We start from the raw sequence: 26,380 nt of genomic DNA on the forward strand, positions 1-26,380 counted from the left end.
ACGGCCTCAGCCAGCGTTGAGCTAGCTCGTAATCTCGCGGCAGATGCCACAAATCGAGAAAAGACCGTTCATCGCCGCACCATGGCCAGCCGCCGGAACGGCGTCAAGCCCGTCGAAGGCCTGAAGGGCCCTCCGCGGCCGATTTGCCCCCGGATCGGCGCCACAGCCGCGCGGGCGCTGGTTCCTGCCCATAGTTAACCAATCTTTACCCTATCTCGGCTATGGATCGGGCGCTGACGCCCTCAAATACCGGTGTCCCATGAAGCTGATTCCGACCCTTGTCGCCTGTGTCGCGCTGCTGTCCGCGTCCGCCGCCGTGGCCGACAGCCGCGTCTTCATCATCGCCAACCAGCCGGACGACAGCGGCATCGACCAGTGCCTGGCCAGAAGCGAACGTTGCGGCGCCAACGCCGCGCTTGCTTATTGCAAGGCGCGGGATTTCGTCCAGGCGACCGCCTATCGCCGGGTCGACCCGGACGAAGTGACCGGCGCGGTGCCGAAGACCGTCGGTGCCGCCTGCATGCGGGGCGGCTGCGACGAATATGTCGCCATCACCTGCCAGCGCTAGGCTGCGTGAAATCGCCTGTGGCTCCGCCACAGAGACGCCCCGGAAACGACGTGACGATGCCGCGAGAAGCCGTTAAGAGGTGCTTTACCGTCGCGGCTTCAACGGATTGCCCGACGGATTCGATCGCGCGGGTTTGCTGAGACGGTTCGGCGGATCGCCGATGTCACCATCCGCTCGGAATCCCTGAATGCCGGATCTGTTCGAGACCGCGAAGTGCTCCCGCCGCCGCCTGCCGGCCGGCGCCGTGCCGTTCGCCGCTGCGCTGCTCGTGATGGTCACGCTCGGCTCCGGCGCGCATGCGCAGCAGGGCTATCCGCCGCCCGGCGGCGCGCCGCAGGGCGCGGTCAATCCGGTCTGCCCGCGGCTCGAAGCCCAACTCGCCTCGATCGACCGCGGTGGCGGAGATCCCGCCCGCGCCGAGCAGATCCGCCGCTACGAGGACGCCGTCAACCGCCAGCAGGGCGAGCTCGACCGCGTCACCATGCAGGCCAAGCGGATGGGCTGCGACAGCTCCGGCTTCTTCTCGCTGTTCAACGGCCAGTCGGCGCAATGCGGCCCGGTCAACAATCAGATCCAGCAGATGCGCGGCAATCTCGACCAGATGACCTCGGGCCTCGAGCGGTTGCGCTCCGGCGGCCCGGGCGGCGGCGACCGCGACAATCAGCGCCGCTCGGTGCTGATCGCGCTGGCGCAGAACAATTGCGGCCCGCAATACGCCGCGGCCGCGCAGCAAGGCAGCGGCAATTTCCTCGACAATCTGTTCCGCGGCAACTCGCCGAACGCCCCCGGCGCGCCGCTGCCGGATTTCAACACCGACTCCGGCACCTTCCGCACCGTCTGCGTCCGCACCTGCGACGGTTACTACTTCCCGATCTCCTTCGCGACCGTGCCGGGACGTTTCGCCGACGACGAGAAGACCTGCAAGAGCCTGTGCCCGGCGTCCGACGCAGCGCTCTACGCCTATCGCAATCCCGGCCAGGATATGAACTCGGCGGTGTCGATCAACGGCCAGCCCTACACCTCGCTGCCGGCGGCGTTTCGTTATCGCCAGGAATTCAACCCGGCCTGCGCGTGCAAGGCGGCGAACCAGAGTTGGGCCGACGCGCTGAAAGGCGTCGACGACAAGGCCTCGCTCGAACACGGCGATATCATCGTGACCGAGGAGAGCGCCAAGCGGATGGCGCTGCCGCCGGCACAACGCGCGGCCGCGCGCAAGGGCAACACCACAGCGCCCGCAGCCGCCGCTGCAAACGGCGCCGCCAAACCGCCGGCGACCACCGGCGCGTCCGATCCCAACACGATCCGCTCGGTCGGCCCAACCTTCATCCCGACGCGGTAACCGCTCAGCGGAGGCGCGCACAGGGCCGATTTGCTTGCGGCAAACCTGTGACAAACCGTGGGCGAAATGTGGCGACAGCGTCTGCGCGTCGGCGATGCATTCTGGGCACCGACAACAGTCTCCAGATACCGCCATCGCCGACGGCGCCCCCCCCCCCGCCCGACCCGCATAGCCCATCCGAGCCATAGCCGGCGGCGCATCGGCCATCCTAGCCTTGCAGCTTCTCTGGCAAGTCGGATGGAGCTACAGGCATGCGTGTCATCGTCGTCGGCGGCGGCATCGCCGGACTAGGCGCGGCTCATCGGTTGCGCGAGGATGGCCACGAGGTCGTCCTGCTCGAACAGGACACCGAAGCCGGCGGCCGCTGTCGCTCCGTGCATTGGCACGGCGTCTGGGCGGTCACCGGGGCATTCGCCTTTCTCGGCGCCGAAACCAATCTCACCGATCTCGCCCGCAAGCTCGGCATCGATCAGCCCGATGGCATGGTCGACCTCACCGCCGCCCATCAATGGAACGTGCTGGTCGAGCGCAAGCGGACCGTGGCGTTCGGCGCCTTCGACCTGATCAGCGCCGCGAAGCATCCGGCGATTCCACTGCTCGAAAAAGCCAAGCTGCTGGCGACGCTGCCGAAGCTCGCCCAGATCGCCGTTGCCGGCGATCCGCGCGACATCACCAGCGCTGCAGCATTGGACGACGTCAATGCCTGCGAATATTTCCGGCGCTACTCGCCGACCTTCGTCGATTACTTCCTCGAACCGTGCGTGGCGATGTTCTGCGGCTATGGCGAGGACGACTACTCGCTGGCCTGGACCGCCTGGAGCACGGCCGGACGACTGTCCTGGTCGGGCGACCGGATCTGGAGCTTCAAGGAGCGCGGCGCAGGCCGGATCACCTACGAGCTCGGTCGCAACCTCGCCGCCGATCCGCAGGTCGATCTCCGGCTCGGCTGCCGGGCCCGAGCGGTGCGCTACGATGCCGACGGGGTGCAGGTCGACATCCAGCAGGACGGGCGCGCCGAGACACTCAGCGGCGATGCCGTCGTCATCGCGGTGCCCGGCAACAAGGTGGCGGCGCTGATGCCGACGCTGGACGATGCGCGCCGCGGCTTCTTCGACAGCATCGATTATTCCGGTCACCACATCGTGTACTACCTGCTCGACCGCCCCAAGGGCGATCTGCTCGACACCTACGTGCTGCCCGCGGCCGACGGCTTTCGCCGCACCGGCAATCTGCGCTTCACCGACATGGGCAACGGCACCACCTTCGCGCATTCGCAATGGAAGGATTTTGGCTGCCGGCAGCACGCCGGCGCCAGCACCGCGGAGCTGCTGACCATCGCCTGGGGCGACGTCGTCGACGCCCTGCCGCAACTGGCTGAGACGCGGGTGATCGACAGCTTCATCTCGCGGCAGCCGGACGCCATCTGCAAACGACCGAAGGGCTACATCCGCAGCCTGCAGCGTTTTCGCGACCTCGGACCGCTGCCCCGCGTCGCGTTCTGCGGCGACTATCTCACCAACAGCACGGTCGGCCAGTCGCATTGGTCGGGGCTGAAGGCGGCGGAGGACCTGATCGGGCGCGGCTACTAGCCCGGCCGGGCCGTTTCACGCTGCGATCCGATCAGCGCGCTCAGTTCGGTGCGGTTGCGCGTGCCGGTCTTGTCGAGCACCGCGCGCATGTGATTCTTGATCGTCCACGGGCTGGCATCGAGCATGCGCGCGATCGATTTGTTCGGATGGCCGGCCGCCGCCAGCGCCGCGACCTGCCGTTCGCGCGGCGTCAACGCGTGCAACGGATCGTTGCCGGCAAACAGCGGCACCGTCGCCGCACCGCGCGCGATGACGCCGTGATACGCCATCTCCAGCAGCGGCAGCAGCGCCAGCGCCAGCCCGCGGTCACGCTCGTCGAAATCGCCGTGCCCGGCGTCGCGGACCAGACTGAGCGCGCCGACGATGCGGTTCTGCTCACGCAGCGCCATGATCAGCACGAAGCCGGCGCCGCTGTCGGCCAGCAGCGTCTCGCGCGGGAGCGCCGCGCGGCGGGTAGCCGGCAGCAACTCCGACAGCCGCGTCACGCCGTTCTCCGACGCCTCCCGATCGAGCCAACTCCGGATCGGATCGCGCGCCCTCACCTCGGCGCAATAATGCGCCTGGCACCAGGACGGCCAGTTGACGAAATGCATCTCGCCCGGCCGCCCGCGCTGCCGGTCGGACAACACCGCCCGCGACGCCCCGAACACCGGCCGCAGCGACAGCATCGCCGCCTCGGCGAACGCCGCCGGCGTGGCAGGGCGCGACAGATCGGAGGCGACGGCGGCAGAATCGTGGATCGGCATTCGCGGCTCGCTGTGATGGCGGGTGCACCGTGCCGATCGCGAAGCGACGGCGGCACTGCCCGGTAGCGGTGCGCCTATCAAACCGGTTGGCGGCGAAAGGGGCAAGAGCACATAGATGCGGGACGCGTTGCACGGGCGATCAGCGTTCGAGCGAACGCCGGTTCATGATGTCCATGCTGATGAATTTCACGAGCATGGAGGCCGCCATGACATCTCGGACCGCCAAGATTCTCACCACCGGCCGCGGCCAGTTCGTCAGGCTCCCGGCCGAGTTCCGCTTCGAGGGCAGCGAAGTCTACGTTCACCGCGATCCCAGAACCGGCGACGTCATCCTGTCCCGCAAGCCGGATTCCTGGGACGGCCTGATCGAGCTTCACCGATCGGCGGATGTGCCTGACAACTTCATAGGACCGTCCGCCCGCAACCAGCCGCCGCAGGACCGGGATCCGTTCGAAGGCTGGAGCGAATGAACGGTGAGATGCTCGATACCATCGCTACCAGCCACATTATCCGAGGCGATAAGCGCGGGATAATCGAGCGGCTGGTCGCATTGCCGATCTCGAACGTCGTCATCTCCTCGATCAGCGAAATTGCGACACGGTCGCAATTAAGGGCCAAACTGCGCCACGGAGGGAACTCGCACTGGCTTCTGCTCGGTGTAACCCATCGAAAATGCAAAAGCGCGATCTGGTGCATATTCTTGATCTATGCTCATCCGCGCGAACGGCAGCTTTCTGATCGGATGATGGCAACGGGACTAACGACCGGAGGCGGACCTTCCGTGGCGAGCTGCCGCTACTGGCGCAATTCGCGATGGTCAATGTCCTTACGCTTGACCGACTAGCAAGCGCCTGCCTGTTGTGCCCCGTAGGTTGCTTGGCTCTCAGTGTACCCATCGCCGGCACTTGATGAAAGTTGCCTGATGAGGCCTTTGCAAGAGAACCCCGAAATGCTGAGGTACTGTTTCGCAGACCTTATCGCCTGCTTATTCCAATCAATGTTCAGACTATCTACTGCTACGGTGGCATCGGCAATATCATAACCATCGCCAGCATCTGATGAGAGTTGGCGGATCAGACCGCGTCGCGAGAAGCCTGAGATATTGAGGTACTGTTTCGCAGATCTAACGGCATTGTTCTGGGGCCCAGTCAAACTTTGCGCCCATGTAGGCTCGGCAGTCAACAAAGCGGCAATCAATGACAATTTCAAGAATTTCATGATTCTAATCGTCTCCATCCTATACAATCAATCCTAGCAACCCGACCGGCCTTGGGCCACGCCTATGATGCAAATGAGCGGATATGCTCGACTTCTGCTTCGGGTCAAGTACAGCTCTCCCCAACTGATCCTGCTGCGTCCGCTTCGGAGAGCGTCAACGCAGTCCGCAGCGGATCGGCTATCGCCACACTCATCAGGTCCTTTGCAAGTCGAACAAACGGAGCGCCCGGCATCTGCGAAAGATTGGCAGTCCGCGCCCATGACTTCCTCCTACCCCTCGAACGCCTCGCTCGACGCACGCCCTGCCCGCATCACCAGCGCCTCGTCCGGCTCGGCCAGCGCCTCGGCCTTGTCGCGAAAACGGTTGGTGATCGGGTAGCGGCGGTCGCGGCCGAAGTTCTTGCGGGTCACCTTGACGCCGGGGGCGGCCTGGCGGCGCTTGTATTCGGCGATGTTGAGGAGGCGGTCGATCCGCATCACGGTGTCCTTGTCGAAGCCCTCGGCGACGATCGACGCCAGCGGCTGCTCGCGTTCGACCAGGCGTTCGAGGATGGCGTCGAGCACCTCGTAGGGCGGCAGCGAATCCTGGTCGGTCTGGTTTTCACGCAGTTCCGCGGTCGGCGGACGGACGATGATGCTTTCCGGGATCACCTCACCGTCGGGGCCGAGCGCGCCGTCGGGCTTCCAGCGATTGCGCAGGCTGGAGAGGCGGAACACTTGCGTCTTGTAGATGTCCTTGATCGGATTGAAGCCGCCGTTCATGTCGCCATACAGCGTGGCGTAGCCGACGCTCATTTCCGACTTGTTACCCGTGGTGACCACCATCGCGCCGGTCTTGTTGGAGATCGCCATCAGCAGCGTGCCGCGGGTGCGCGCCTGCAGGTTTTCTTCGGTGATGTCGCGCGCGAGGCCGGCGAACGGCTTCGCCAGGATCGCCTCGAAGCCTTCCACCGCCTGAGCGATCGGCAGCACCTCGTAGCCGAAGCCCAGCGCATTCGCGAGCCTACTGGCATCGTCGAGCGAGATCTGCGCGGTGTAGCGGAACGGCAGCATCACGCCGCGGACCCTGCCCGCGCCGAGCGCATCGACCGCGATCGCGGCGCACAGCGCGGAATCGATGCCGCCGGAGATGCCGAGCAGCACACCGGGGAAACCGTTCTTGCGGACGTAGTCGCGTAGCCCCAGCACGCAGGCGGCGTAGTCGCCCTCGTCGCCGTCGGGCACCGCCGCCACCGGGCCATCGCAGCGCCAGCCATCCGCGCTCTTCTGCCAGACCAGCGTGGTGATGCATTCGGCGAAGGCGGGGAGTTGCGCGGCGAGCGAGCGGTCGGCGTTGAGCGCAAAGGATGCGCCGTCGAACACCAGTTCGTCCTGGCCGCCGACCTGATTGAGATAGACCAGCGGCAGATCGCTCTCGGTGACGCGGGCGACCTGCACCGACAGCCGCAGATCGCCCTTGCCGCGCGCGTAGGGTGAGCCGTTCGGCACGATCAGGATTTCGGCGCCGGTCTCGGCCAAGCACTCGACGACGTTCTCGTAGTCCTCGGACTCCTCGAGCCAGGTGTCCTCGCAGATCGGCACGCCGACGCGGACGCCGCGGATCGTCACCGGACCCGCCACCGGCCCGCGCGCGAACACGCGCTTCTCGTCGAACACGCCGTAGTTCGGCAGATTGACCTTGAAGCGGATCGCCGCGATGCGGCCGCCGTCGAGCAATGCGCAGGCGTTGTAGAGCTTGCCGCCGTCGACCCAGGGCGAGCCGATCAGCATTGCCGGCCCGCCATCGGCGGTCTCGCGCGCCAGTTCCTCGACCGCCGCGCGGCACGCGGCCTGAAACGCCGGCTTCAGCACCAGATCTTCCGGCGGATAGCCGGAGATGAACAGCTCGGGAAAGACGATGACATCGGCGTTCTCGGCCGCGGCCTGCGCACGCGCCGCGCGCGCCATCGCGGCGTTGCCGGTGATGTCGCCGACCGTCGGATTGAGCTGGGCGAGCGAGATCGTGAAACGGGCGGCTGTGTTGGTCATCACCGAGATTTAGCCGCCCCCTGCCCGCTTCGCAATCGGGGGAACTAGAACAGCCCCATGCGCTCGCCGAGCGCGAACAGCCAGACCATCCCGGCAATGGCGAGGGCGACCCCGACCGCGGCCGAGCCCATGTCCTTGACCCGGCCGATCTGCGGATCATGTTCGGTGGTGAGGCGATCGGCGAGCTTCTCGATCGCGGTGTTGAGCAGTTCGACCACGATCACCAGGGCGACCACGGCGATCAGTTCGACGCGGCGTGACGCCGTCGTGCCGATCAGCCACGCGGCCGGAACCGCGATCACCAGCGCGACCAGTTCCTCGCGGATCGCCTGCTCGGAGCGGATCGCGAATTTGAGTCCGCGCCACGAATTGATCGTCGCCCGCCAGAACCTCAGCAACTGACCCACAGCCCCTATTTGTCGTCATGCCCGCGCTTGTCGCGGGCATCCACGTCTTCGGAGGCGACGCCAAGTAAGGCGTGGATGGCCGGGACGAACCCGGCCATGACGGAAGAGAGATCGATGATGGTGGCCGACTCTTACAGCCCCGCCGCGACCGGCAGCGGACTGACCTTGCCGGCCCGACCCTGCTTCAAGAGATCCGCGATCAGGAACGCCATGTCGATCGACTGCTCGGCATTGAGCCGCGGATCGCAGGCGGTGTGATAGCGGTTGTTGAGGTCCTCATCGGTGATCGCGCGGGCGCCGCCGATGCATTCGGTGACGTTCTGCCCGGTCATCTCCAGATGCACGCCGCCGGCATGGGTGCCTTCCGCGGCGTGGATGGTGAAGAACGAGCGCACCTCCGACAGGATGCGATCGAACGGCCGGGTCTTGTAGCCGGAGTTCGACGTGATGGTGTTGCCGTGCATCGGATCGCACGACCACACCACCTTGCGGCCCTCGCGCTGCACGGCGCGGATCATCGCCGGCAGGTGATCGCCGATCTTCTCATGGCCGAACCGGCCGATCAGCGTCAGCCGGCCCGGCTCGTTGTCGGGATTGAGCACGTCGATCAGCTTCAAGAGTTCGTCGGTCTTCAGCGACGGGCCGCATTTCAGCCCGATCGGATTCTTGATGCCGCGGAAATACTCGACATGGGCGTGATCGAGCTGGCGGGTGCGGTCGCCGATCCACAGCATGTGGCCGCTGGTCGCGTACCAATCGCCGGTGGTCGAGTCGACGCGGGTCATCGCCTGCTCGTAGCCGAGCAGCAACGCTTCGTGGCTGGTGTAGAAATCGGTGGTGCCGAGCGAGCTATCGACCGCAAACGTCAGCCCGCAGGCGCGCATGAAATCGAGCGCACCGGAGACGCGATCGGCGAGATCCGCATAGGCCTTCGACTGCGGAGAGTCGCTGACCGACTGCAGCATCCAGCGATGCACGTTCTCGACGCTGGCATAGCCGCCCTTGGCGAAGGCGCGCAGCAGGTTCAGCGTCGCCGCCGACTGCCGATAGGCCTCGAGCTGACGGCGCGGATCGGGCACGCGCGACTCCGCAGTGAAGCCAATGTCGTTGACGATGTCGCCGCGATAGCTCGGCAGTTCGACGCCGTCGCGTTTCTCGAATGGTGCCGAGCGCGGCTTGGCGAACTGGCCGGCGATGCGGCCGACCTTCACCACCGGCGAAGCGCCCGCATAGGTCAGCACGATCGCCATCTGCAGGAAGACGCGGAACAGGTCGCGGATGTTGTTGGCGCCATGCTCGGCGAAGCTCTCGGCGCAATCGCCGCCCTGAAGCAGGAAGGATTCGCCGGCGGCGACGCTGGCCAGCGCCTTCTTCAGGTTGCGCGCCTCACCTGCAAAAACCAGCGGCGGAAAGGTCGACAGCTGCGCCTCGACGTCGCCCAGCGCCTTCGCGTCCGGGTAGTCCGGCATCTGCTGAACCGGCTTGCTGCGCCAGCTATCGGGTGTCCAACGTTCGGACATGAGACCAACTCCTGAGGACCTGCCGCGCTAATATATGTTCGCGAAGGCCGCGTTATACACAGCGTCCTTCCCGGCCGCTAGGTAGAATTCCGCAAAGCGTCACAAGCTGTTGCGAATAATATGGAAATCGCCACGGCGCGGCGGAATCCGCGGTTGCGGCAAACCCGGGGCAAACCTCGGGCAAAGCTCAGGCGGGCTTATTCGGCGGCGTCGCGGACATAACGGGCGGTCGGCGTCCGCATCGTCACCAGTTCTTCGGCCGCGGTCGGGTGCAGTGCCATGGTGGAATCGAAGTCGGCCTTGGTCGCCTTCATCTTCACCGCAATCGCGATCACCTGGACCAGTTCGCCGGCCTCGGGCCCGACGATGTGGCAGCCGAGCACGCGATCGCTGTCGGCGTCGACGATCAGTTTCATCAGCGTGCGGACCTGGCTGCCCGACAGCGTCGCCTTCATCGGGCGGAAGTCGGCCTTGTAGATATCGACGCGGTCGTACAGCGCGCGCGCCTGGGACTCGGTCAGGCCGACGGTGCCGACCTCCGGCTGCGAGAACACCGCGGTCGGGATGTTGGTGTAGTCGACCTGCCCAGGCCGATTGCCGAACACGGTGTCGGCGAAGGCGTGGCCCTCGCGGATCGCCACCGGCGTCAGGTTGATGCGATGGGTGACGTCGCCGATCGCATAGATGTGCGGCACCGAGGTCTGGCAGTACTCGTTGACGGCGATGCCGCCATTGTCCGGATTGATCGCGACGCCGGTCTTTTCCAGGCCGAGATTGGCGACGTTGGGATGCCGGCCGATCGCGAACATCACCTGGTCCGAGGCGATGCTGGAGCCGCTCGACAGATGCGAGGTGTACTCGTCGCCGAGCTTCTCGACCTTCGCCACGGTGCAGCCGGTGAGGATGCTGATGCCGGCCCGCTCCATCTCGGTGCGGACATGGCTGCGGACATCCTCGTCGAAGCCGCGCAGAATGTTGTCGCCGCGATACACCAGGGTGACGTCGCTGCCGAGCCCGGCGAAGATGCAGGCGAATTCCAGCGCGATGTAGCCGCCGCCCTGGATCAGGATCCGCTTCGGCAGTTCCGGCAGATGAAACACCTCGTTCGACGAGATGACGTGTTCGATACCCGGAATCATCGTGCCGTGGTTGGGCGCGCCGCCGGTCGCGATCAGCACGTATTTGGCGCGCACCGTCTCGCCGGTCGACAGACGCAGCGTGTGCGGATCCTCGAACACCGCGCGCGCCTTGACGGTGCGGGCGCCCGACTTCTCGACATTGGTCGCGTAAATGCTCTCGAGCCGCGCGATCTCCTTGTCCTTGTTGGCGATCAGCGTCGGCCAGTCGAACTGCGCCTCGGCAACCGTCCAGCCGAAGCCCGCGGCGTCGCGGAAGTCGTGGTGGAAATGCGAGGCGTAGACCATCAGCTTCTTCGGCACGCAGCCGCGGATCACGCAGGTGCCGCCGAAGCGATACTCCTCGGCGACGATGACGCGGGCGCCATGGCCGGCGGCGATCCGGGCGGCGCGCACGCCGCCGGAGCCGCCACCGATGACGAACAGATCCGTATCGAACTCGGTCATGACGTGGTCGCCCTGAGAATCGTGGCTCGAAACTTAGTTCTCCGTCATTGCGAGGAGCCGAGGGCGACGAAGCAATCCAGCGTCACGTCGTGGGGCTGGATTGCTTCGCGGAGCCTGTCATCGGGCCGGCCGAAGGCCGGACCCGTTGGCTCGCAATGACGAGATAAGGCCGGTCAGATCGCCTTGCCGCGCTTGCGCATCTCGGCACGGAACTGGCCGTTGACCTCTTCGGCGAAGGTCTGCGCCCACTGATTCATGTAGGCCATGCTCTGCTGGATCGCCTTCGGCTCTTCGTTCAGCAGCTTCTGGCCGAGCGGCGTCTTGTAGAACACCACCAGATCCTTCAGCTCCTGCTCGGTGAAGTCCTGGGCATAGATCTTCGCCATGCCGTCGCCGATTTCCTTCTCGCGGCCGGCCATGGTCTTGGCGACCACCATGGCGACTTCCTTGAGATCCTGCTGATAGTTCAGATTGGTCTGCATCAAGGTGTCCATGGTGCGCTGGACGATGTTCGGCACCGCATTGGCGTAGATCGTGTTGGCGCGTTTCAGCTCCAGGATCTCCTTGGCGGCGGCGATCGCCGCCGGCGACGGCGGCTTGGTCTGGGCCTGCGCATGGCCGACCGACAACGCCAGGCCGAGCGCCAGCACGACGGCCGGCAGGGCTTTCGACAGATACTTCATTTCCGATTCTCCAGGATGTGGCGCTACGCCCGTTCGACAGTTCGAATTCCGTCGGTCCCCGCGAGCACGACCGTGCTGGCGATCCCGATGAACAACCCATGCTCGACTACGCCCGGAATCGCCGACAACAGCTGGGCCAGGCGAGGCGCATCCGGTATCCGCCCGAGGTGGGCGTCGATGATCCAGTGGCCACCATCGGTGACGAAAGCATGGCCGTCCTTGCCTTCGCGAAGCTGCAATCGACCGGATGCGCCGACCTCGGCGCAGGCCTGTTCGATCGCGCGCCGGGTCGCGGCCAGCCCGAACGGGATCACTTCGACCGGCAGCGGAAAATGGCCGAGGCAGTCGACCCATTTGGTTTCGTCGGCGATCACGATCATGCGATCGGATGCGGCGGCGACGATCTTCTCGCGCAGCAGCGCGCCGCCGCCGCCCTTGATCAGTTCGAGCCGCGGATCGATCTCATCGGCGCCATCGACCGTCAGGTCGAGCCGGTCGATCTCGTCGAGCGTGGTCAGCCGGATGCCGCAGCGCTCGGCGTCGGCCCGGGTCACCTCGGAGGTCGGCACGCCGATGACGTCGAGACCGGCACGGACCTTTTCGCCCAGCAGCTCGACGAAATGCTTGGCGGTCGAGCCGGTGCCGAGACCGATCTTCATCCCGTCGCGAACCTCGTCCAGCGCGCGCGCGGCGGCCTGCCGCTTCAGATCTTCCTTGTTCATTGCAATACCGACCCCTGCTCCCCACCGACCGTCCCCGGCGCAGCGCGGCATATCTAGCGACGTTTGCGGCATAACAACAGGGTGGATTCCGTCGCCAGCCCGGCATCGGACGGTTGCGAAAATTCACAAGGACAGCTAGCGCTTCCCGGATGAGCACATCCCGCACCGTTGTCTTCGACCTGGACGGCACGCTGATCGACACCGCGCCGGACCTGATCAATGCCCTGAATTACATCCTCGTCCGCGAAGGCATGCCGGCGGTCCCGCTCGCAAAGGCCCGCAATATGATCGGGCAAGGCGCGCGGCGATTGCTGGAGCGCGGCCTCGAACTCGACGGCCGCGTCATCAGCCCGGACGACGTCAACCGCCTCGCGGTCGATTTCATCGACTATTACGCCGCCAATATCGCCGTCGAGTCGCGGCCGTTCGAGGGACTGGAACAGACGCTCGATGCGCTCGCCGGCCAGGGCTACCAGTTCGCGGTGTGCACCAACAAGCTGGAATGGCTGTCGAAGCTGCTGCTCGACCAGCTCGGCCTGAGCTCCCGCTTCGCCGCGATCTGCGGCGCCGACACCTTCGGCGTCGCCAAACCCGACCCGGCGATCCTGCGCGAGACCATTGCCAAGGCCGGCGGCGCACTGGCCTCGGCGGTGATGGTCGGCGACGCCGGACCGGATGTCGGCGTCGCGCGGCGCGCCGGCATCCCGGTGATCGGCGTCGAGTTCGGCTACACCGAGGTTCCGATCGCCGAGCTCAAGCCGGACCGGCTGGTCGGCCATATGCGCGACTTGCCGAACGCCGTCACGCAGCTGCTGCCGCCGGCCTGACCGCGGCGATATCCGGTTGATCCCCCTGCACAAATGACGTGTGGACGACCGTTAACCAATACTTAAGATTGCGCCGACCCCGGTTGCCAGCGCAGCTTCGGCCGCCTATGGTTTGCCGGGGGCTGTGGCTGATAGCCGCACCAATGGTGGACATTCCAATGCGTCGTTTCGTAGTCGTTGCTGCCGCGGGCCTGAGCCTGGCCGGCTGTTCGTCGTTGTCACTCGACGCGTTCAAGTCGGCGCCGCCGACCGCCACCGTTCAGCTCGAGTCGGCCCCCTCCGGCGCCAATGCGGTCGCCTCCAGCGGCGAGAGCTGCAAGACGCCGTGTTCGATTACGGTTGCGGCGACCGATTTCAGCGTCACGTTCAGCATGGACAAGTTCCAGCCGGTCACGGTGCCGGTTCAGGTCGTGGTGACGCCCGGCGACTTCACGACGTCGGCCACGGCAGCCGCCACGCCGAATCCGGTGGTGGCCGAATTGCAGCCGGTGAAACCGGTCCGCAAGCCGGTGAAGCGGATCAGGAAGCCCAAGCCCGCCGCGTCCGCGCCGGCGCCGGCGGAGTCCTCTCCGTTCCCGAGTCCGGCGGCCGCCCCCGCTCCGGCACGCTGAGCCTTCTGCAACGCAGCATGCCGCGCGATTGTGTGCGGCGACAATCCTGCATAGATAGTGGTGAGCTCCATGCCGCCACGGCGGCGCTTGTGACAGGGCCGCCGGATGATCGATGCTGACGTGACGCCCCCGCCGACCGCCGGCGCTTCGACGATGGTCGATCCGTTCGGCCGGACCATCGACTATCTGCGGGTCTCGATCACCGACCGCTGCGATTTTCGCTGCGCGTACTGCATGTCCGAGGACATGACCTTCCTGCCCCGCGCCGATCTGCTGACGCTGGAGGAACTCGACCGGCTGTGTTCGGCCTTCATCGTCCGGGGCGTGCGCAAGCTCAGGCTCACCGGCGGCGAGCCGCTGGTCCGGCGCAACATGATGTCGCTGGTGCGGTCGCTCTCCCGCCATCTCGACACCGGCGCGCTGCGCGAACTCACCCTCACCACCAACGGATCACAGCTCGCCCGCTTCGCCGCCGAACTACGCGACTGCGGGGTTCGGCGCATCAACGTCTCGCTCGACACGCTTGATCCGGCGAAGTTCCGCGCGATCACCCGCTGGGGCGAATTCGACCGGGTGATCGCCGGCATCGAGGCCGCGCGCGCGGCCGGCCTCGCCGTCAAGATCAACGCGGTGGTGCTGAAGGGCGTCAACGAGGACGAGATCCCCGCCTTGATGCAATGGGCGCACGGGCTCGGCATGGGGCTGACGCTGATCGAGGTGATGCCGCTGGGCGAGATCGGCGAAGGCCGGATCGACCAGTACGTGCCGCTGTCGCTGGTTCGCGCCCGGCTGTCGAACAACTACACGCTGACGGATCTGCCCGACAGCACCGGCGGCCCGGCCCGCTACGTCCGGGTCGAGGAGACCGGCGGCAAGCTCGGATTCATCACCCCCCTCACCCACAATTTCTGCGAATCCTGCAACCGGGTTCGGATCACCTGCACCGGCACGCTGCACACCTGCCTCGGCCAGGAAGACGCCGCCGATCTGCGCCGGCCGCTGCGCGCCTCGCCCGACGATGCGCTGCTCAACGCCGCGATCGATCGCGCCATCGGCCACAAGCCCAAGGGCCACGACTTCATCATCGACCGCAAACACGACCGGCCGAGCGTCAGCCGGCATATGAGCGTGACCGGGGGCTGAGCCCGCCGAAACCGCAAGTCACCTGGAATCCACAAGTCACCTGGAATCCACAAGTCACCTGGAATCCGCAAATCGTCCTGCCGCGTATTTAACCGTTTGATCTATCATCGGAATGCCATTTTCCAATTGACGGCATCGTTACACGCTGAAATGGTGCCCCCGCTTCGCGCCTCCGGCTGTGTGAGCTACTTCGCGCATATCACCAAGACCGGGCAGGAACGGGAGGAGACCGGACGTTGCAGGCCTTGCTGGGACTGAGCAGGAAGATCGACGCGTTCAACACGCTGATCGGGCGCTGGTTGTCGTGGATGATCGTCGTCGCGGTGATCATTTCGGCGGGCAACGCGGTCATCCGCAAGGTGTTCGACATGTCGTCGAACTCCTTCCTCGAGGCGCAATGGGTGCTGTTCAGCGTCGTGTTCCTGCTGTGCTCGCCCTGGACGCTGCTCAAGAACGAACATATCCGGATCGACATCATCAATCATTCCCTGCCGCTGAAAGTCCGCGGCTGGATCGACATGATCGGCCATGTGTTCTTCCTGATGCCGTTCGCGATCATCCTGCTGTGGTGGTCGATCCCGTTCTTCCTGGTCTCCTACCACCAGAACGAACAATCGTTCAGCGCCGGCGGCCTGCCGCAATGGCCGGCGAAGTCGCTGATCATGATCGCCTGCGTCCTGCTGATCGTTCAGGGCATCTCGGAAATCATCAAGCGCGCTGCGATGATGGCGGGGGTGATCCCCGACAGCAACGTGCTGCAGGGGTCGGCGCATGCGGCGGAACTCGAAGCCGAGCGGCTGGTGATGCATATCGCCGGCGAGAAGCAGCCTCGAGCCGAATAGTGGTCATTGTGTTGGGGGACTGTTTCGAATGACCGCTATGTTGATCCACTACATGGCGCCGATCATGTTCGGCTCCCTGGTGATCTTCCTGTTGCTCGGCTATCCGGTCGCGTTCTCGCTCGCCGCCAACGGCCTGATGTTCGCCTTCATCGGCATCGAGCTCGGGCTGTTCCGCCCCGACTTCATGCAGGCGCTGCCCGAACGCGTCTACGGCGTGATGAACAACGACACGCTGCTGGCGATTCCGTTCTTCACCTTCATGGGGCTGGTGCTGGAGAGATCCGGCATGGCCGAGGACCTGCTCGAAACCATCGGGCAGTTGTTCGGCTCGATCCGCGGCGGCATCGCCTACGCGGTGGTGTTCGTCGGCGCGCTGCTCGCCGCCACCACCGGCGTGGTCGCCGCCTCGGTGATCTCGATGGGCCTGATCTCGCTGCCGATCATGCTGCGCTACGGCTACGACCGCCGCGTCGCCACCGGCGTCATCGCCGCATCCGGCACGCTGGCGCAGATCATTCCGCCGTCGCTGGTGCTGATCGTGATGGCCGACCAGCTTGGCCGCTCGGTCGGCGACATGTACGAAGGCGCGTTCATTCCCGGCATCGTGCTGTCGCTGCTGTATGCCGGCTACATCTTCCTGGTGACGGTGTTCGCCCCGAAGGCGGCGCCCGGCCTGCCGCTGGAAGCGCAGACGCTGCGCGAACACGACACCCTGCAGAACCCGATGATGATGCCGCTGGCGGCGATCTCCGCCGCCGCGACCGCCTATTTCTTCGCGGTGCATCTCGACGGATTCAGCTGGAGCATGCCGGCGTTCGACAAGGTCGGCCTGCCCGCGATGGCGATGCAGGGCTTCTGGTTCGTGGTGCTGCTCGCCGTGCTGTTCCGGCCGTTCATCGGCGTGATCCGCACCATGACGATCTCGCTGTATCTGGTCGTGGTGCTGTCGACCACGATCGGCATCGTCGCGATGCGCTTCACCGATGTGAAGGGCGGCGCGGACTACGTGGTGCTGACGATGTCGGTGACCGTCGGGCTGTCGTTCGTCATCGCCGTGCTCAACCGGGTGCTGCGCCTGAAGCTGCTGTCGCGGCTCGCCGAGCAGGTCGTGTTCGTGATGGTGCCGCCGCTCGGGCTGATCTTCCTGGTGCTCGGCACGATCTTCATCGGCGTCGCCACCCCGACGGAAGGCGGCGCGATGGGCGCCGCGGGCGCGGTGATTCTCGCGCTGATGAAAGGACGGCTGACCTTCGACCTGACCCGCCAGGCCACCGAGGCGACCGCCAAGCTGTCGGCCTTCGTGGTGATGATCCTGGTCGGCGCCCGGGTGTTCTCGCTGACCTTCTACGGCGTCGACGGCCATCGCTGGGTCGAGGAGCTGCTGACCTCGCTGCCCGGCGGCCAGCTCGGCTTCCTGGTCTTCGTCAACGCCCTGGTGTTCGTGCTGGCGTTCTTCCTCGACTTCTTCGAGCTCGCCTTCATCATCATCCCGCTGCTCGGCCCCGCGGCGGAGAAGCTCGGCATCGACCTGATCTGGTTCGGCATCATCCTCGCGGTCAACATGCAGACCTCGTTCATGCATCCGCCGTTCGGCTTCGCGCTGTTCTATCTGCGCTCGGTGGCGCCGAAGGAATCCTATCTCGACCGGGTCACCGGCAAGCGGATGGCGCCGATCACCACGGGACAGATCTATTGGGGCGCGGTGCCGTTCGTGGTGATCCAGCTGATCATGGTCGGACTGGTGATCGCCTTCCCGGCGATGGTGATGCACTACAAGGGCGCCGCCAGCACGGTCGATCCGTCGAAGATCGAATTCGACATCCCGCAGATGGAAACCCCGCAGCTCGATTTCGGCCCGCCGAAATTCTGAGATCGCGCGACCGCCGAAGCCTGCGGCCGGCTTCTCCACTTTCCGGACGTCATCCTGAGGTGCGCGCCGGGCCGCGTCCGACGCGGCTCGGTGCGCCTCGAAGGATGGGCGGCACGGATTCGTCGCTCCATCCTTCGAGGCTCGCTGCGCTCGCACCTCAGGATGACGGCCGCCCGCTGATCCGGACGACAAAAAGCCCGGCCCCCTCGCGGAGGCCGGGCTGATTGTTTGCTGCGATGTGTGTTGGATCAGCCGCGGGTGCGCGAGCGGATCATGAAGCTGTCGTAGGTGTATTCGGCGACCTGCCACCACAGATACTGATCCGAGCGGTAGGCCTGCATCGCGTCGATCGCCTTCTTGAAGTCGGCGTTCTTGGCCGAGATCTCGCCCCACAGCTCGTTGGTCGATTTGAGGCAGGCGTCGAGGATTTCGTTGGAGAACGGACGCAGCTGCGTGCCGCTCGCCACCAGCCGCTTCAGCGCGGTCGGGTTGAGCATGTCGTAGCGCGCGTTCATCCAGGTGTTGGTATGCACCGCCGCGTTGGCGAGGATCGCCTGATAGTTCTTCGGCAGCGCGTTGAACTTCTCGAGATTGGTGAAGGCGTGGACGGTCGGGCCGCCTTCCCAGAAGCCCGGATAGTAGTAGTACTTCGCGACCTTCTGGAAGCCGAGCTTCTCGTCGTCATAGGGGCCGACCCACTCGGCGGCGTCGATGGTGCCCTTTTCCAGCGCCGGGTAGATGTCGCCGCCGGCGATCTGCTGCGGCACCACGCCGACCTTCTGCAGCACCTGACCGGCGATGCCGCCGATCCGCATCTTCAGGCCGCTCATGTCGGCGACGGTCTTGATCTCCTTGCGGAACCAGCCGCCCATCTGGGTGCCGGTGTTGCCGCAGGGGAAGCCGACCACGTTGTGCTTCTTGTAGAACTCGTTGGCGAGCTCGTTGCCGCCGCCCTGGTACAGCCACGAATTCTGCTGGCGGGCGTTGAGGCCGAACGGAACCGCGGCGAACACCGCGAAGGTCGGATCCTTGCCGACATAGTAGTACGACACGGTGTGGCACATCTCGACGGTGCCGTTCGAGGTCGCGTCGAGCGCCTGCAGGCCGGGGACCACTTCGCCGGCGGCGAACACCTGGATCTGAAACTTGTTGTCGGTCATCTCGGCGACCTGCTTCGCGAGATATTCCGCGCCGCCATAGATGGTGTCGAGCGACTTCGGGAAGCTCGAGGTCAACCGCCACTTCACCTCTGGGGACGATTGCGCAATCGCCGGCGAAGCCACCGCCGCGACCGCGGCGCCGGTTGCTGATACTTTCAGAAAGTCACGACGTTTCATAAGGCATCTCCTTGTTGCCGGCGTTTCCCGGATTCCTTGGCTTGCGTTTCGCGGTCGAGAATGTCCGGTACGAAGCCGATTGGTGGAAGCGTCTCTATCACGGATGGTGCGCGGCGGAAACGCCGCCGCTGGTCGGATACTCCAGATTCAACCAAAGTCGAAGGCGGACTCATCGCGATCGCGCGCGGTCCGCGATCGCACCGCGCGCCCGCCCTGCGTCAGATTGCTGCGGCGGCGTCGAGCCGGTCGCGGACCTGTGCGGCGATGGCGCGATAGATTTCGGCATGCGGGCCGCTCGGTTCGCTCTCCACCACCGGCGTGCCGGCGTCGGAGCTGGCCCGGATGTCCATATGCAGCGGGATCTCACCGAGGAACGGCACCGCCAGCCGCTCGGCCTCGTGCCGGGCCCCGCCATGGCCGAAGATATCGGACCGCGTGCCGCAATGCGGGCAGAGGAAGTAGCTCATGTTCTCGATGATGCCGAGCACCGGGACGTTCACCTTGGTGAACATCGCCAGCCCGCGCCGCGCATCGATCAGCGCGAGGTCCTGTGGCGTCGAAACGATCACTGCCCCTTTCAGCGGCACGTTCTGCGCCAGCGTCAGCTGGGCGTCGCCGGTGCCGGGCGGCATGTCGACCACCAGCACGTCGAGCTGCCCCCAGTCGACGTCGCGCAGCATCTGGGTGATCGCCGACATCACCATCGGGCCGCGCCAGATCATCGGCGCTTCCTCGTCGACCAGGAAGCCGATCGACATGATCGACAGTCCGAATCGTCGAATCGGAATCATCCGGCGGCTGTCGTCGAGCTGCGGCTTTTCCTGAATGCCGGTCAGGCGCGGCACCGACGGGCCGTAGATGTCGGCATCGAGCAAGCCGACCCGCAGGCCGAGGTCGCGCAGGCCGAGCGCCAGATTGAGTGAGGTGGTCGATTTGCCGACACCACCCTTGCCGGACGCCACCGCGATCACCGCGCGAACGCCGGGAATCTCCGCCTGCTTCGCCATCGGCGACTGCGCGCCGCCGGCCGGCGCCGGCCGATGCGCCGCGGCCGGCGCAACGCCCGAACGCGGCGGCTGCGCCGCGCCCGGACGGCGCTCCGCAGTCAGCGCGGCGAGCGCGCTGACGACCCCGGGAACCGCGCGCGCCGCCGCTTCGGCGGCGGCCCGCACGCTTTCCCAGGATCGCGCCTCGGCGGCGTCAACATTGATCGAGAAATACACCTTGCCGTCGGTCACGGCGATTTCGGACAGCACATCCGCCTGTGTCAGCGCCACGCCGCGCGGCGTCATCACTTTGGCCAAGCTGTCGCGAATCTGTTGCTGCGTCACGCTCAATGGAAATCTCCTGCGCCGATCTGCGCCTCACCGATCACATGGCGTCCACCGGTTCAAGGGCGGAGTTGGACGAACGGCGCCGACGATCGCCCGGCGGCGCACAACGCTGTCGGCCCGATCGACCATTTTGCAGTGCGATAGATTTCCGCGGTCGCGGCGCGCGGCCGCTGTCGGACAATTCGCCGCCAGCCTCTTGTCCGTCGAGCCTCCCGGCCTATGCTGGCGCACCTGCCGCGCGCCTGCATCGGGCCGCGCGCGCTCCCTCCCCGTCATTCGGCCGGCCTGCGTCCGGCCACGCAATCCTGAAGGGTACAGACATGGCCAAAGTCGCTTTCCTCGGTCTCGGCGTGATGGGTTTTCCGATGGCCGGACATCTCGTCAAGAAGGGCGGCCACGAGGTCACCGTCTACAACCGGACCGCGGCCAAGGCCAAGGCCTGGGCCGATCAATTCGGCGGCCGCATTGCGGCGACGCCGGCGGAAGCGGCGCAGGATCAGGACTTCGTGATGGCCTGCGTCGGCAACGACGACGATCTGCGCGCCGTCACCACCGGCGCCGACGGCGCCTTCGCGGCGATGGCATCCGGCGCGGTGTTCGTCGATCACACCACCGCCTCCGCCGAGGTGGCGCGCGAGCTCGACGCCGCCGCGACCAAGGCCGGCTTCGCCTTCGTCGATGCGCCGGTCTCGGGCGGTCAGGCCGGCGCGCAGAACGGCGTGCTGACGGTGATGTGCGGCGGCAGCGACGCGGCCTACGCCAAGGCCGAGCCGGTGATCGCGGCCTATGCCCGGATGTGCAAGCTGCTCGGCCCGGCCGGCTCCGGCCAGCTCACCAAGATGGTCAACCAGATCTGCATCGCCGGACTGGTGCAGGGACTGTCGGAAGGCATTCACTTCGCCAAGCGGGCCGGGCTCGACGTCAATGCGGTGATCGACACCATCTCCAAGGGCGCCGCACAGTCCTGGCAGATGGAGAACCGCCACAAGACCATGATCGACGGCAAGTACGATTTCGGCTTCGCGGTCGAATGGATGCGCAAGGATCTGTCGATCTGCCTCGCCGAGTCGCGCCGCAACGGCGCCAGCCTGCCGGTCACCGGCCTGGTCGACGCCTTCTATGCCGAAGTCGAGAAGCTCGGCGGCCGCCGCTGGGATACATCGAGCCTGCTGGCGCGGCTCGAACGCTGAGACGCAGAGACTAGAAAATCGCCGGCGTTTGCGGTTTTTCACGCGGCGATAACCGCAATCGTTAGCCAGCCGTTAACCGGAATATCATTCCCTCGGAGGCTACTCTCGACGATTGCAGCCAAGGATAGGCTGGTGGTGCTGCGCGCGTTTTTGCGCTGGAATTGTGTTGGTGATGAGTGAGCCCGCCGAAAAGCCCGAAGTCTTCCAGCTTCCGGCTGAGTCCCCGGTGGTCGCCCCGGCACGCAACCGGCGCGCTGCGGCTCAACGCGTCCGCGAAGCGCGCGACCGGCTGACCTCGACCAGCGGCACCCGCCCCGCCTTCGACCACGAACTGGTCCGGCAATTCGCGCAGACCCGATTGTCGGCGTCCTTCGTCATCATGCTGCTGGTGGTGGTCACCGGCATCCTGTTCGCATTCTGGTTCGATCCGGTCACCGCCGGCGCCTGGACCGTCGGGATGCTGTGCATCCACGCCGTGATGATCCGCAACTGCAGCCGCTTCCTGCAGGAGCCCGCCTCGCCGCCCCGCACCCGAAGCTGGCGACGCCGCTTCGTCGCGCTCGATCTGCTCTACGGGCTCGCCTGGACCACGATCCTGGTGCATCCGCTCGGGCTGACGGTCGTCTCCAACACGCTGCTGATGTTCCTGATGCTGCTGGTGGTGGCGGTGTCGAGCATGCTGGCGGCCAGCCTGCCGATCGCCGCGCTGGCGGCGACCGTCCCGGTCACCGCCGCGATCACGCTGAACTTCGTGCTCGGCGGCACTTTCGACAGCTACGTGCTGGCGGCGCTGACCGTCGCGGCGGAAGGTTACTTCGCGCTGCTGGCGCATCGCCTGCATTCGACGACGCTGGCGACGCTCGAGGCGCGCGCCGAGAAGGACGCACTGATCGGCGAGCTGGAACAGGCCAAGGCGATTTCCGACGAGGCGCGGCATCGCGCCGAGGCCGCCAACGTCGCCAAATCGCGGTTCCTGGCGCAGATGAGCCACGAGCTGCGCACGCCGCTCAACGCCATCCTCGGCTTTTCCGAAGTGATGAAGAGCGAGATTTTCGGCGCCCACGCGGTGCCGGTGTACAAGGAATACTCGGCGGACATCCACAACTCCGGCGTCCACCTGCTCAATCTGATCAACGAAATCCTCGACCTGTCGCGGATCGAGGCGGGTCGCTACGAACTCAACGAGGAAGCGATCTCGCTGGTCCATGTGGTGACGGACTGCCATCATCTGCTGAAGCTGCGCGCCTCCAGCCGCGGCATCACCATCCACGAAGTGTTCGAACAGGGCATGCCGCGGATCTGGGGCGACGAGCGCGCGGTGCGTCAGGTGGTGCTCAACCTGCTCTCCAACTCGATCAAGTTCACGCCGCAGGGCGGCGAAATCTGGCTCAAGGTCGGCTGGACCGCGTCCGGCGGACAGTATCTCAGCGTCAAGGACACCGGCTCGGGCATCCCCGAAGAGGAAATCCCGGTGGTGCTGGCGTCGTTCGGCCAGGGCTCCAATTCGATCAAATCCGCCGAACAGGGCGCTGGCCTCGGCCTGCCGATCGCCAAGAGCCTGGTCGACATGCACGGCGGCACCTTCACGCTGAAATCGAAGCTGCGGATCGGCACCGAAGTGATCGTCACCTTCCCGCCGGAGCGGGTGATGTCGGCGCTGGCGCCGATGGCCGACGAGGCGCCGCTGCAGCCCGGCTTGGTCGAGAACGACGACCGCAGCCGCGCGCGCGGCAAGCCGATCATGAACGCCGGCACCGGGCTGTAGCGATGGGGACTTGCGCACATCACCCGATGTCCGCCACGATCGGGCATGAGCCTCGAATCCCCCTGCATCGCGGTCTGCGTGATCCATCCGCAGAGCGGCCTGTGCTACGGCTGCGGCCGGACCCTGCCGGAGATCGCGCGCTGGCATCGGCTGGCCTCCGACGAGCGGCGCGCCATCATGGCGGCGTTGCCGGAACGGATGGCCGAGGCCGGCCTGGAGCCGCCCAAGCCTCGCACGGATTGCACCAGCTAGCAGGTGTCCCGTGAGCCGGATCCTGCTGGTGCTCGCGGTGCTGATCGGGACCGCCGGCGCGGTGGTCGCCTATGGCGACCCCAAGCGCATCTCGGAAGCCGGCGATGCGATGTCGACGATGCTGAAGAAGCGCGTCGCGGCGGCGACCGCAGCGGCCGCCGGACATGGCCGCGTCGTCCAGATCCCGCGCGGCACCGGCGGCGAATTCGCGGTGCGCGCCAAGGTCAACGGCGTCAACGCGGCGATGGTGATCGACACCGGCGCGACCTCGGTCGTGCTGACTTATGAGACCGCAAAGGCCGCCGGGCTGCCGCTCGAACTGCTGAATTTCGACGTCGAGGTCGAGACCGCGGGCGGGCGCACCCGCGCCGCCAAGCTGTCGCTCGACAGCATCGCGATCGGCAAGCTGGTGGAGCGCTCGGTGCCGGCGCTGGTGGTGCCGCGCGGCCAGATGAAGAGCAATCTGCTCGGCATGAGCTTCCTCGACCGGCTGGAAAGCTGGGAAGTCCGCGCCGACCAGTTGCGGCTGCACGGTTATCCCTGAGCCGGTCGGAGGCCGCCGATCGCCGGTGGTCGCCGGTTTGATGGACAGCAATGCGCGTGAACCGAGCCGGCGCATTTGAACGGGCGACGGGGCGCGCATGATCCGAAACCTGGACGACCGAGTTTCGGAGGCGATCATGCAACAACAGGTTGTTCGATGAAGTTCACCACCCGATTGATCCTGCTCGTCACCGTGCTGACGGTCGGCGCGACGCTCGTCACCGCCGCGCTGCTCACCTGGACGACGCGCCGGGCCATCATCACCGAGGCGGAAGCCTCGGGCGAGATGGTCGCGCGGCTGCTGGCGCGCAGCGCCAGCCTCGCCAGCTCGATTCCGGCCGAGGTGGAATCGATGATCGCCGACGAGATGGTGGCGCAAGGCAACATTCTGGCGCATTTCGTCGAGGCGGCGGAGCGCGCCGGCCTCGCGCCCGACGCGATCAATCGCCGGCTGAGGAGCATCACCGACGCGACCGTGTTGGACGAAATCTGGATCACCGACGACAAGGGCCATGCTTATCTGCACAGCATGCCGGGGATCGACTTCACCTTCAGCTCCTCGCCGCAGGTGCAGCCGCAAGCCTACGCGTTCTACGATCTGTTGACCGGCAAGCGGAAGGTGGTCGATCAGGAGGCGCGCAAGCGCGACATCGACAATCAGCATTTCAAATATGTCGGCGTCGGCGGCATCGACAAGCCGAGGATCATTCAGGTCGGGCGTAGCGCGAAACTGCTCGAGATGCTGACCGCGAAGGTCGGGCTGCCGCGGGCGGTGGAGAACCTGCTGGCAGACGGCGACATCGACGCGGTGTGGGTGTTCGACCGCAAGCTCGACGCGATCGTCGGCCCCGGCGTCTACGGCGTCGAGCGCCACGACGGTCCCAACAAACAAGAGCTGGGGCCGGTCGGCCTGGTGATTGCCGACGGCCAGACCCGGCACGTCGAGAGCCGGGAGAACCTGAGCGTCATCGCGCCGGTTCACAACGACAAGAAGGAGATCGTCGGCGCCGCCTTGGTCCGCCTGCCGATGAACCGGGTGTGGGCGACAGTGCAGAGCCAGGCGGAGATCGCCGCGGCGACGGCATCCGCGATCGCGCTACTCGGCATTCTGCTGTCGATCGGCGTCGCACGCCACCAGTCCGCGCCGCTGCGTCAGATCACCCGCGCCGCGTCGGCGCTGGAATCCCAGACCTTCGAGCCCGCGATGCTCGCGGCCGCCGCCGATCGCGGCGACGAACTCGGACAGTTGGCGCGGGTGTTCACCGGGATGGCCGGTCAGGTCGCGGCCCGCGAGGAGCATCTCGATTCGATGGTGAGGCAGCGGACCGCCGAACTCGAAGCCCGCACCCGCAGCCTCGAAGGCCTGTCGGCGGCGCTGTCGAAATATCTGTCGCCGCAGGTGTACTCCTCGATCTTCAGCGGCCATCAGGTCGCCGAGATCGCCTCGAAGCGCAAGAAACTGACGATCTTCCTGTCGGACATCGCCGACTTCACCGCCACCACCGACAAGCTCGAATCCGAAGACCTGACGGCGATGCTCAACCGCTATCTCGCCGAGATGGCGCAGATCGCGCTGAAGCACGGCGCCACCATCGACAAATATGTCGGCGACGCCGTGCTCGCCTTCTTCGGCGATCCGCAGAGCCGCGGCGTCAAGGAGGACGCCGTCGCCTGCGTGATGATGGCGATCGAGATGCAGACCAAGCTCAAGCAACTGGAGACGGAGTGGACGGCCGCGGGCGCGCAGCGGCCGTTCCGGGTGCGGATCGGCATCAACACCGGCTATTGCACCGTCGGCAATTTCGGCAGCCCCGACCGGATGGACTACACCATCATCGGCGGCGAGGTGAATCTCACCTCGCGGCTCGAACAGGCCTGCGAGCCGGGATCGATCCTGATCTCTCACGTCACCTGGTCGCTGGTGAACGATGTCATCGACGCGGAGGAGCGACCGGCGCTGACCGTGAAGGGCTTCGGCGAGTCGGTCCGTGCCTACGCGGTCCGCGGCCTCAAGGCCGCAACGCCGGCCGAGATCATTCGCAAGGAACTGCCCGGGATGCAGCTGTTCATCGACACCGCCGCCGCCGATCGCACCGAAGTCCGCGAGACCCTCGCCAAGGTGGTGGCGGAGCTCGACGAAGCGTGAGGATCACCCTCCCCTGCGAGGGGCGGGACAATCGCATTGAACATTTGCAGTCGCCGCGCGGCTCACCCTCCCCTGGAGGGGGAGGGTCGCTCGCGTCAGCGAGCGGGGTGGGGTGGC

Annotated in this window: 25 protein-coding genes; 15 read left to right on the forward strand and 10 right to left on the reverse strand. The window is 66.0% G+C overall.

Going from position 1 to position 26,380, the window contains the following annotated elements; all coding sequences use genetic code 11:
• Positions 1 to 259: 259 nt before the first annotated feature.
• The 3 genes from RPB_RS17030 (at position 260) to RPB_RS17040 (ending at position 3,496) form a co-directional block, all read left to right on the forward strand.
• Entirely contained in the window at positions 260 to 568 is a 309-nt protein-coding gene (locus tag RPB_RS17030) for a hypothetical protein (RefSeq protein ID WP_011442255.1), read from the forward strand.
• Positions 569 to 755: 187 nt separating this feature from the next.
• The gene (locus tag RPB_RS17035) at positions 756 to 1,907 is read left to right on the forward strand and encodes a DUF2865 domain-containing protein (RefSeq protein WP_011442256.1); all 1,152 of its coding nucleotides are present in this window, start codon (positions 756 to 758) and stop codon (positions 1,905 to 1,907) included.
• A gap of 251 nt (positions 1,908 to 2,158) precedes the next feature.
• A complete protein-coding gene (locus RPB_RS17040) occupies positions 2,159 to 3,496 on the forward strand; it encodes an FAD-dependent oxidoreductase (protein ID WP_011442257.1) in 1,338 nt (445 codons plus the stop codon).
• Here RPB_RS17040 and RPB_RS17045 read toward each other — a convergent pair.
• Complete coding sequence (locus tag RPB_RS17045) at positions 3,493 to 4,242, reverse strand: helix-turn-helix transcriptional regulator (RefSeq protein WP_011442258.1); 750 nt, start codon at positions 4,240 to 4,242, stop codon at positions 3,493 to 3,495. The genes RPB_RS17040 and RPB_RS17045 overlap by 4 nt on opposite strands.
• A 206-nt stretch (positions 4,243 to 4,448) precedes the next feature.
• On the opposite strand from RPB_RS17045, the gene RPB_RS17050 reads away from it, so the two are divergent.
• Both RPB_RS17050 and RPB_RS25100 read left to right on the forward strand, forming a co-directional pair.
• Positions 4,449 to 4,712, forward strand: a complete 264-nt coding sequence (locus tag RPB_RS17050) for an antitoxin (protein ID WP_011442259.1) — start codon at positions 4,449 to 4,451, stop codon at positions 4,710 to 4,712.
• Between the two features lie 8 nt (positions 4,713 to 4,720).
• Positions 4,721 to 5,086, forward strand: coding sequence for a hypothetical protein (locus tag RPB_RS25100; protein WP_245258247.1), 366 nt, complete (start codon positions 4,721 to 4,723; stop codon positions 5,084 to 5,086).
• On the opposite strand, the gene RPB_RS24250 is transcribed toward RPB_RS25100, so the two are convergent.
• The 7 genes from RPB_RS24250 to rpiA form a co-directional block, all read right to left on the reverse strand.
• A complete protein-coding gene (locus RPB_RS24250; RefSeq protein WP_157038850.1) occupies positions 5,083 to 5,460 on the reverse strand; it encodes an Ltp family lipoprotein in 378 nt (125 codons plus the stop codon). The genes RPB_RS25100 and RPB_RS24250 overlap by 4 nt on opposite strands.
• Positions 5,461 to 5,730: 270 nt before the next feature.
• Positions 5,731 to 7,488, reverse strand: a complete 1,758-nt coding sequence (locus RPB_RS17055) for an NAD+ synthase (protein WP_011442261.1) — start codon at positions 7,486 to 7,488, stop codon at positions 5,731 to 5,733.
• Between the two features lie 44 nt (positions 7,489 to 7,532).
• A complete protein-coding gene (locus tag RPB_RS17060; RefSeq protein WP_011442262.1) occupies positions 7,533 to 7,886 on the reverse strand; it encodes a diacylglycerol kinase in 354 nt (117 codons plus the stop codon).
• A gap of 140 nt (positions 7,887 to 8,026) precedes the next feature.
• Positions 8,027 to 9,415: a class II 3-deoxy-7-phosphoheptulonate synthase gene (locus RPB_RS17065; RefSeq protein ID WP_011442263.1), complete on the reverse strand. Its 1,389-nt coding sequence runs from the start codon at positions 9,413 to 9,415 to the stop codon at positions 8,027 to 8,029.
• A 197-nt stretch (positions 9,416 to 9,612) separates the two neighbouring features.
• The gene (gor, locus tag RPB_RS17070; RefSeq protein ID WP_011442264.1) at positions 9,613 to 10,998 is read right to left on the reverse strand and encodes a glutathione-disulfide reductase; all 1,386 of its coding nucleotides are present in this window, start codon (positions 10,996 to 10,998) and stop codon (positions 9,613 to 9,615) included.
• 173 nt (positions 10,999 to 11,171) lie between these two features.
• Positions 11,172 to 11,681 (reverse strand): DUF2059 domain-containing protein, encoded by a 510-nt coding sequence (locus RPB_RS17075; RefSeq protein WP_011442265.1) that lies wholly within the window; start codon positions 11,679 to 11,681, stop codon positions 11,172 to 11,174.
• Positions 11,682 to 11,704: 23 nt separating this feature from the next.
• Positions 11,705 to 12,403: a ribose-5-phosphate isomerase RpiA gene (rpiA, locus tag RPB_RS17080; protein ID WP_011442266.1), complete on the reverse strand. Its 699-nt coding sequence runs from the start codon at positions 12,401 to 12,403 to the stop codon at positions 11,705 to 11,707.
• 149 nt (positions 12,404 to 12,552) lie between these two features.
• Here rpiA and RPB_RS17085 point away from each other — a divergent pair, with 149 nt between their 5' ends.
• The 5 genes from RPB_RS17085 to RPB_RS17105 all read left to right on the forward strand — a co-directional run bounded on the left by RPB_RS17085 (position 12,553) and on the right by RPB_RS17105 (position 17,696).
• Complete coding sequence (locus RPB_RS17085) at positions 12,553 to 13,230, forward strand: HAD-IA family hydrolase (RefSeq protein WP_011442267.1); 678 nt, start codon at positions 12,553 to 12,555, stop codon at positions 13,228 to 13,230.
• A 158-nt stretch (positions 13,231 to 13,388) separates the two neighbouring features.
• Positions 13,389 to 13,841 carry a PEGA domain-containing protein gene (locus RPB_RS17090; RefSeq protein WP_011442268.1) on the forward strand — a complete coding sequence of 151 codons (453 nt, stop codon included), beginning with the start codon at positions 13,389 to 13,391 and terminating at the stop codon, positions 13,839 to 13,841.
• Between the two features lie 105 nt (positions 13,842 to 13,946).
• Positions 13,947 to 14,984, forward strand: coding sequence for a GTP 3',8-cyclase MoaA (gene moaA / locus RPB_RS17095; protein ID WP_011442269.1), 1,038 nt, complete (start codon positions 13,947 to 13,949; stop codon positions 14,982 to 14,984).
• A gap of 236 nt (positions 14,985 to 15,220) precedes the next feature.
• The gene (locus tag RPB_RS17100; protein WP_011442270.1) at positions 15,221 to 15,826 is read left to right on the forward strand and encodes a TRAP transporter small permease subunit; all 606 of its coding nucleotides are present in this window, start codon (positions 15,221 to 15,223) and stop codon (positions 15,824 to 15,826) included.
• Between the two features lie 28 nt (positions 15,827 to 15,854).
• Positions 15,855 to 17,696 carry a TRAP transporter large permease gene (locus RPB_RS17105; RefSeq protein WP_011442271.1) on the forward strand — a complete coding sequence of 614 codons (1,842 nt, stop codon included), beginning with the start codon at positions 15,855 to 15,857 and terminating at the stop codon, positions 17,694 to 17,696.
• A 248-nt stretch (positions 17,697 to 17,944) separates the two neighbouring features.
• On the opposite strand, the gene RPB_RS17110 is transcribed toward RPB_RS17105, so the two are convergent.
• Positions 17,945 to 19,033 (reverse strand): TRAP transporter substrate-binding protein, encoded by a 1,089-nt coding sequence (locus tag RPB_RS17110; protein WP_011442272.1) that lies wholly within the window; start codon positions 19,031 to 19,033, stop codon positions 17,945 to 17,947.
• A gap of 218 nt (positions 19,034 to 19,251) precedes the next feature.
• Positions 19,252 to 20,370 carry an Mrp/NBP35 family ATP-binding protein gene (locus RPB_RS17115; RefSeq protein ID WP_011442273.1) on the reverse strand — a complete coding sequence of 373 codons (1,119 nt, stop codon included), beginning with the start codon at positions 20,368 to 20,370 and terminating at the stop codon, positions 19,252 to 19,254.
• Between the two features lie 38 nt (positions 20,371 to 20,408).
• Here RPB_RS17115 and RPB_RS17120 point away from each other — a divergent pair, with 38 nt between their 5' ends.
• The 5 genes from RPB_RS17120 (at position 20,409) to RPB_RS17140 (ending at position 26,263) form a co-directional block, all read left to right on the forward strand.
• Positions 20,409 to 21,557: an NAD(P)-dependent oxidoreductase gene (locus RPB_RS17120; RefSeq protein ID WP_283804842.1), complete on the forward strand. Its 1,149-nt coding sequence runs from the start codon at positions 20,409 to 20,411 to the stop codon at positions 21,555 to 21,557.
• Positions 21,558 to 21,729: 172 nt separating this feature from the next.
• Positions 21,730 to 23,322 (forward strand): sensor histidine kinase, encoded by a 1,593-nt coding sequence (locus tag RPB_RS17125; protein WP_011442275.1) that lies wholly within the window; start codon positions 21,730 to 21,732, stop codon positions 23,320 to 23,322.
• Positions 23,323 to 23,367: 45 nt separating this feature from the next.
• Positions 23,368 to 23,574: a DUF1289 domain-containing protein gene (locus RPB_RS17130; protein WP_011442276.1), complete on the forward strand. Its 207-nt coding sequence runs from the start codon at positions 23,368 to 23,370 to the stop codon at positions 23,572 to 23,574.
• A 10-nt stretch (positions 23,575 to 23,584) separates the two neighbouring features.
• The gene (locus RPB_RS17135; RefSeq protein ID WP_011442277.1) at positions 23,585 to 24,118 is read left to right on the forward strand and encodes a TIGR02281 family clan AA aspartic protease; all 534 of its coding nucleotides are present in this window, start codon (positions 23,585 to 23,587) and stop codon (positions 24,116 to 24,118) included.
• A gap of 156 nt (positions 24,119 to 24,274) precedes the next feature.
• The gene (locus RPB_RS17140; protein WP_011442278.1) at positions 24,275 to 26,263 is read left to right on the forward strand and encodes an adenylate/guanylate cyclase domain-containing protein; all 1,989 of its coding nucleotides are present in this window, start codon (positions 24,275 to 24,277) and stop codon (positions 26,261 to 26,263) included.
• The last annotated feature ends 117 nt before the right edge of the window (positions 26,264 to 26,380 follow it).

Origin of the sequence: Rhodopseudomonas palustris HaA2 (assembly GCF_000013365.1) — a bacterium.
Lineage (GTDB): Bacteria > Pseudomonadota > Alphaproteobacteria > Rhizobiales > Xanthobacteraceae > Rhodopseudomonas > Rhodopseudomonas palustris_J.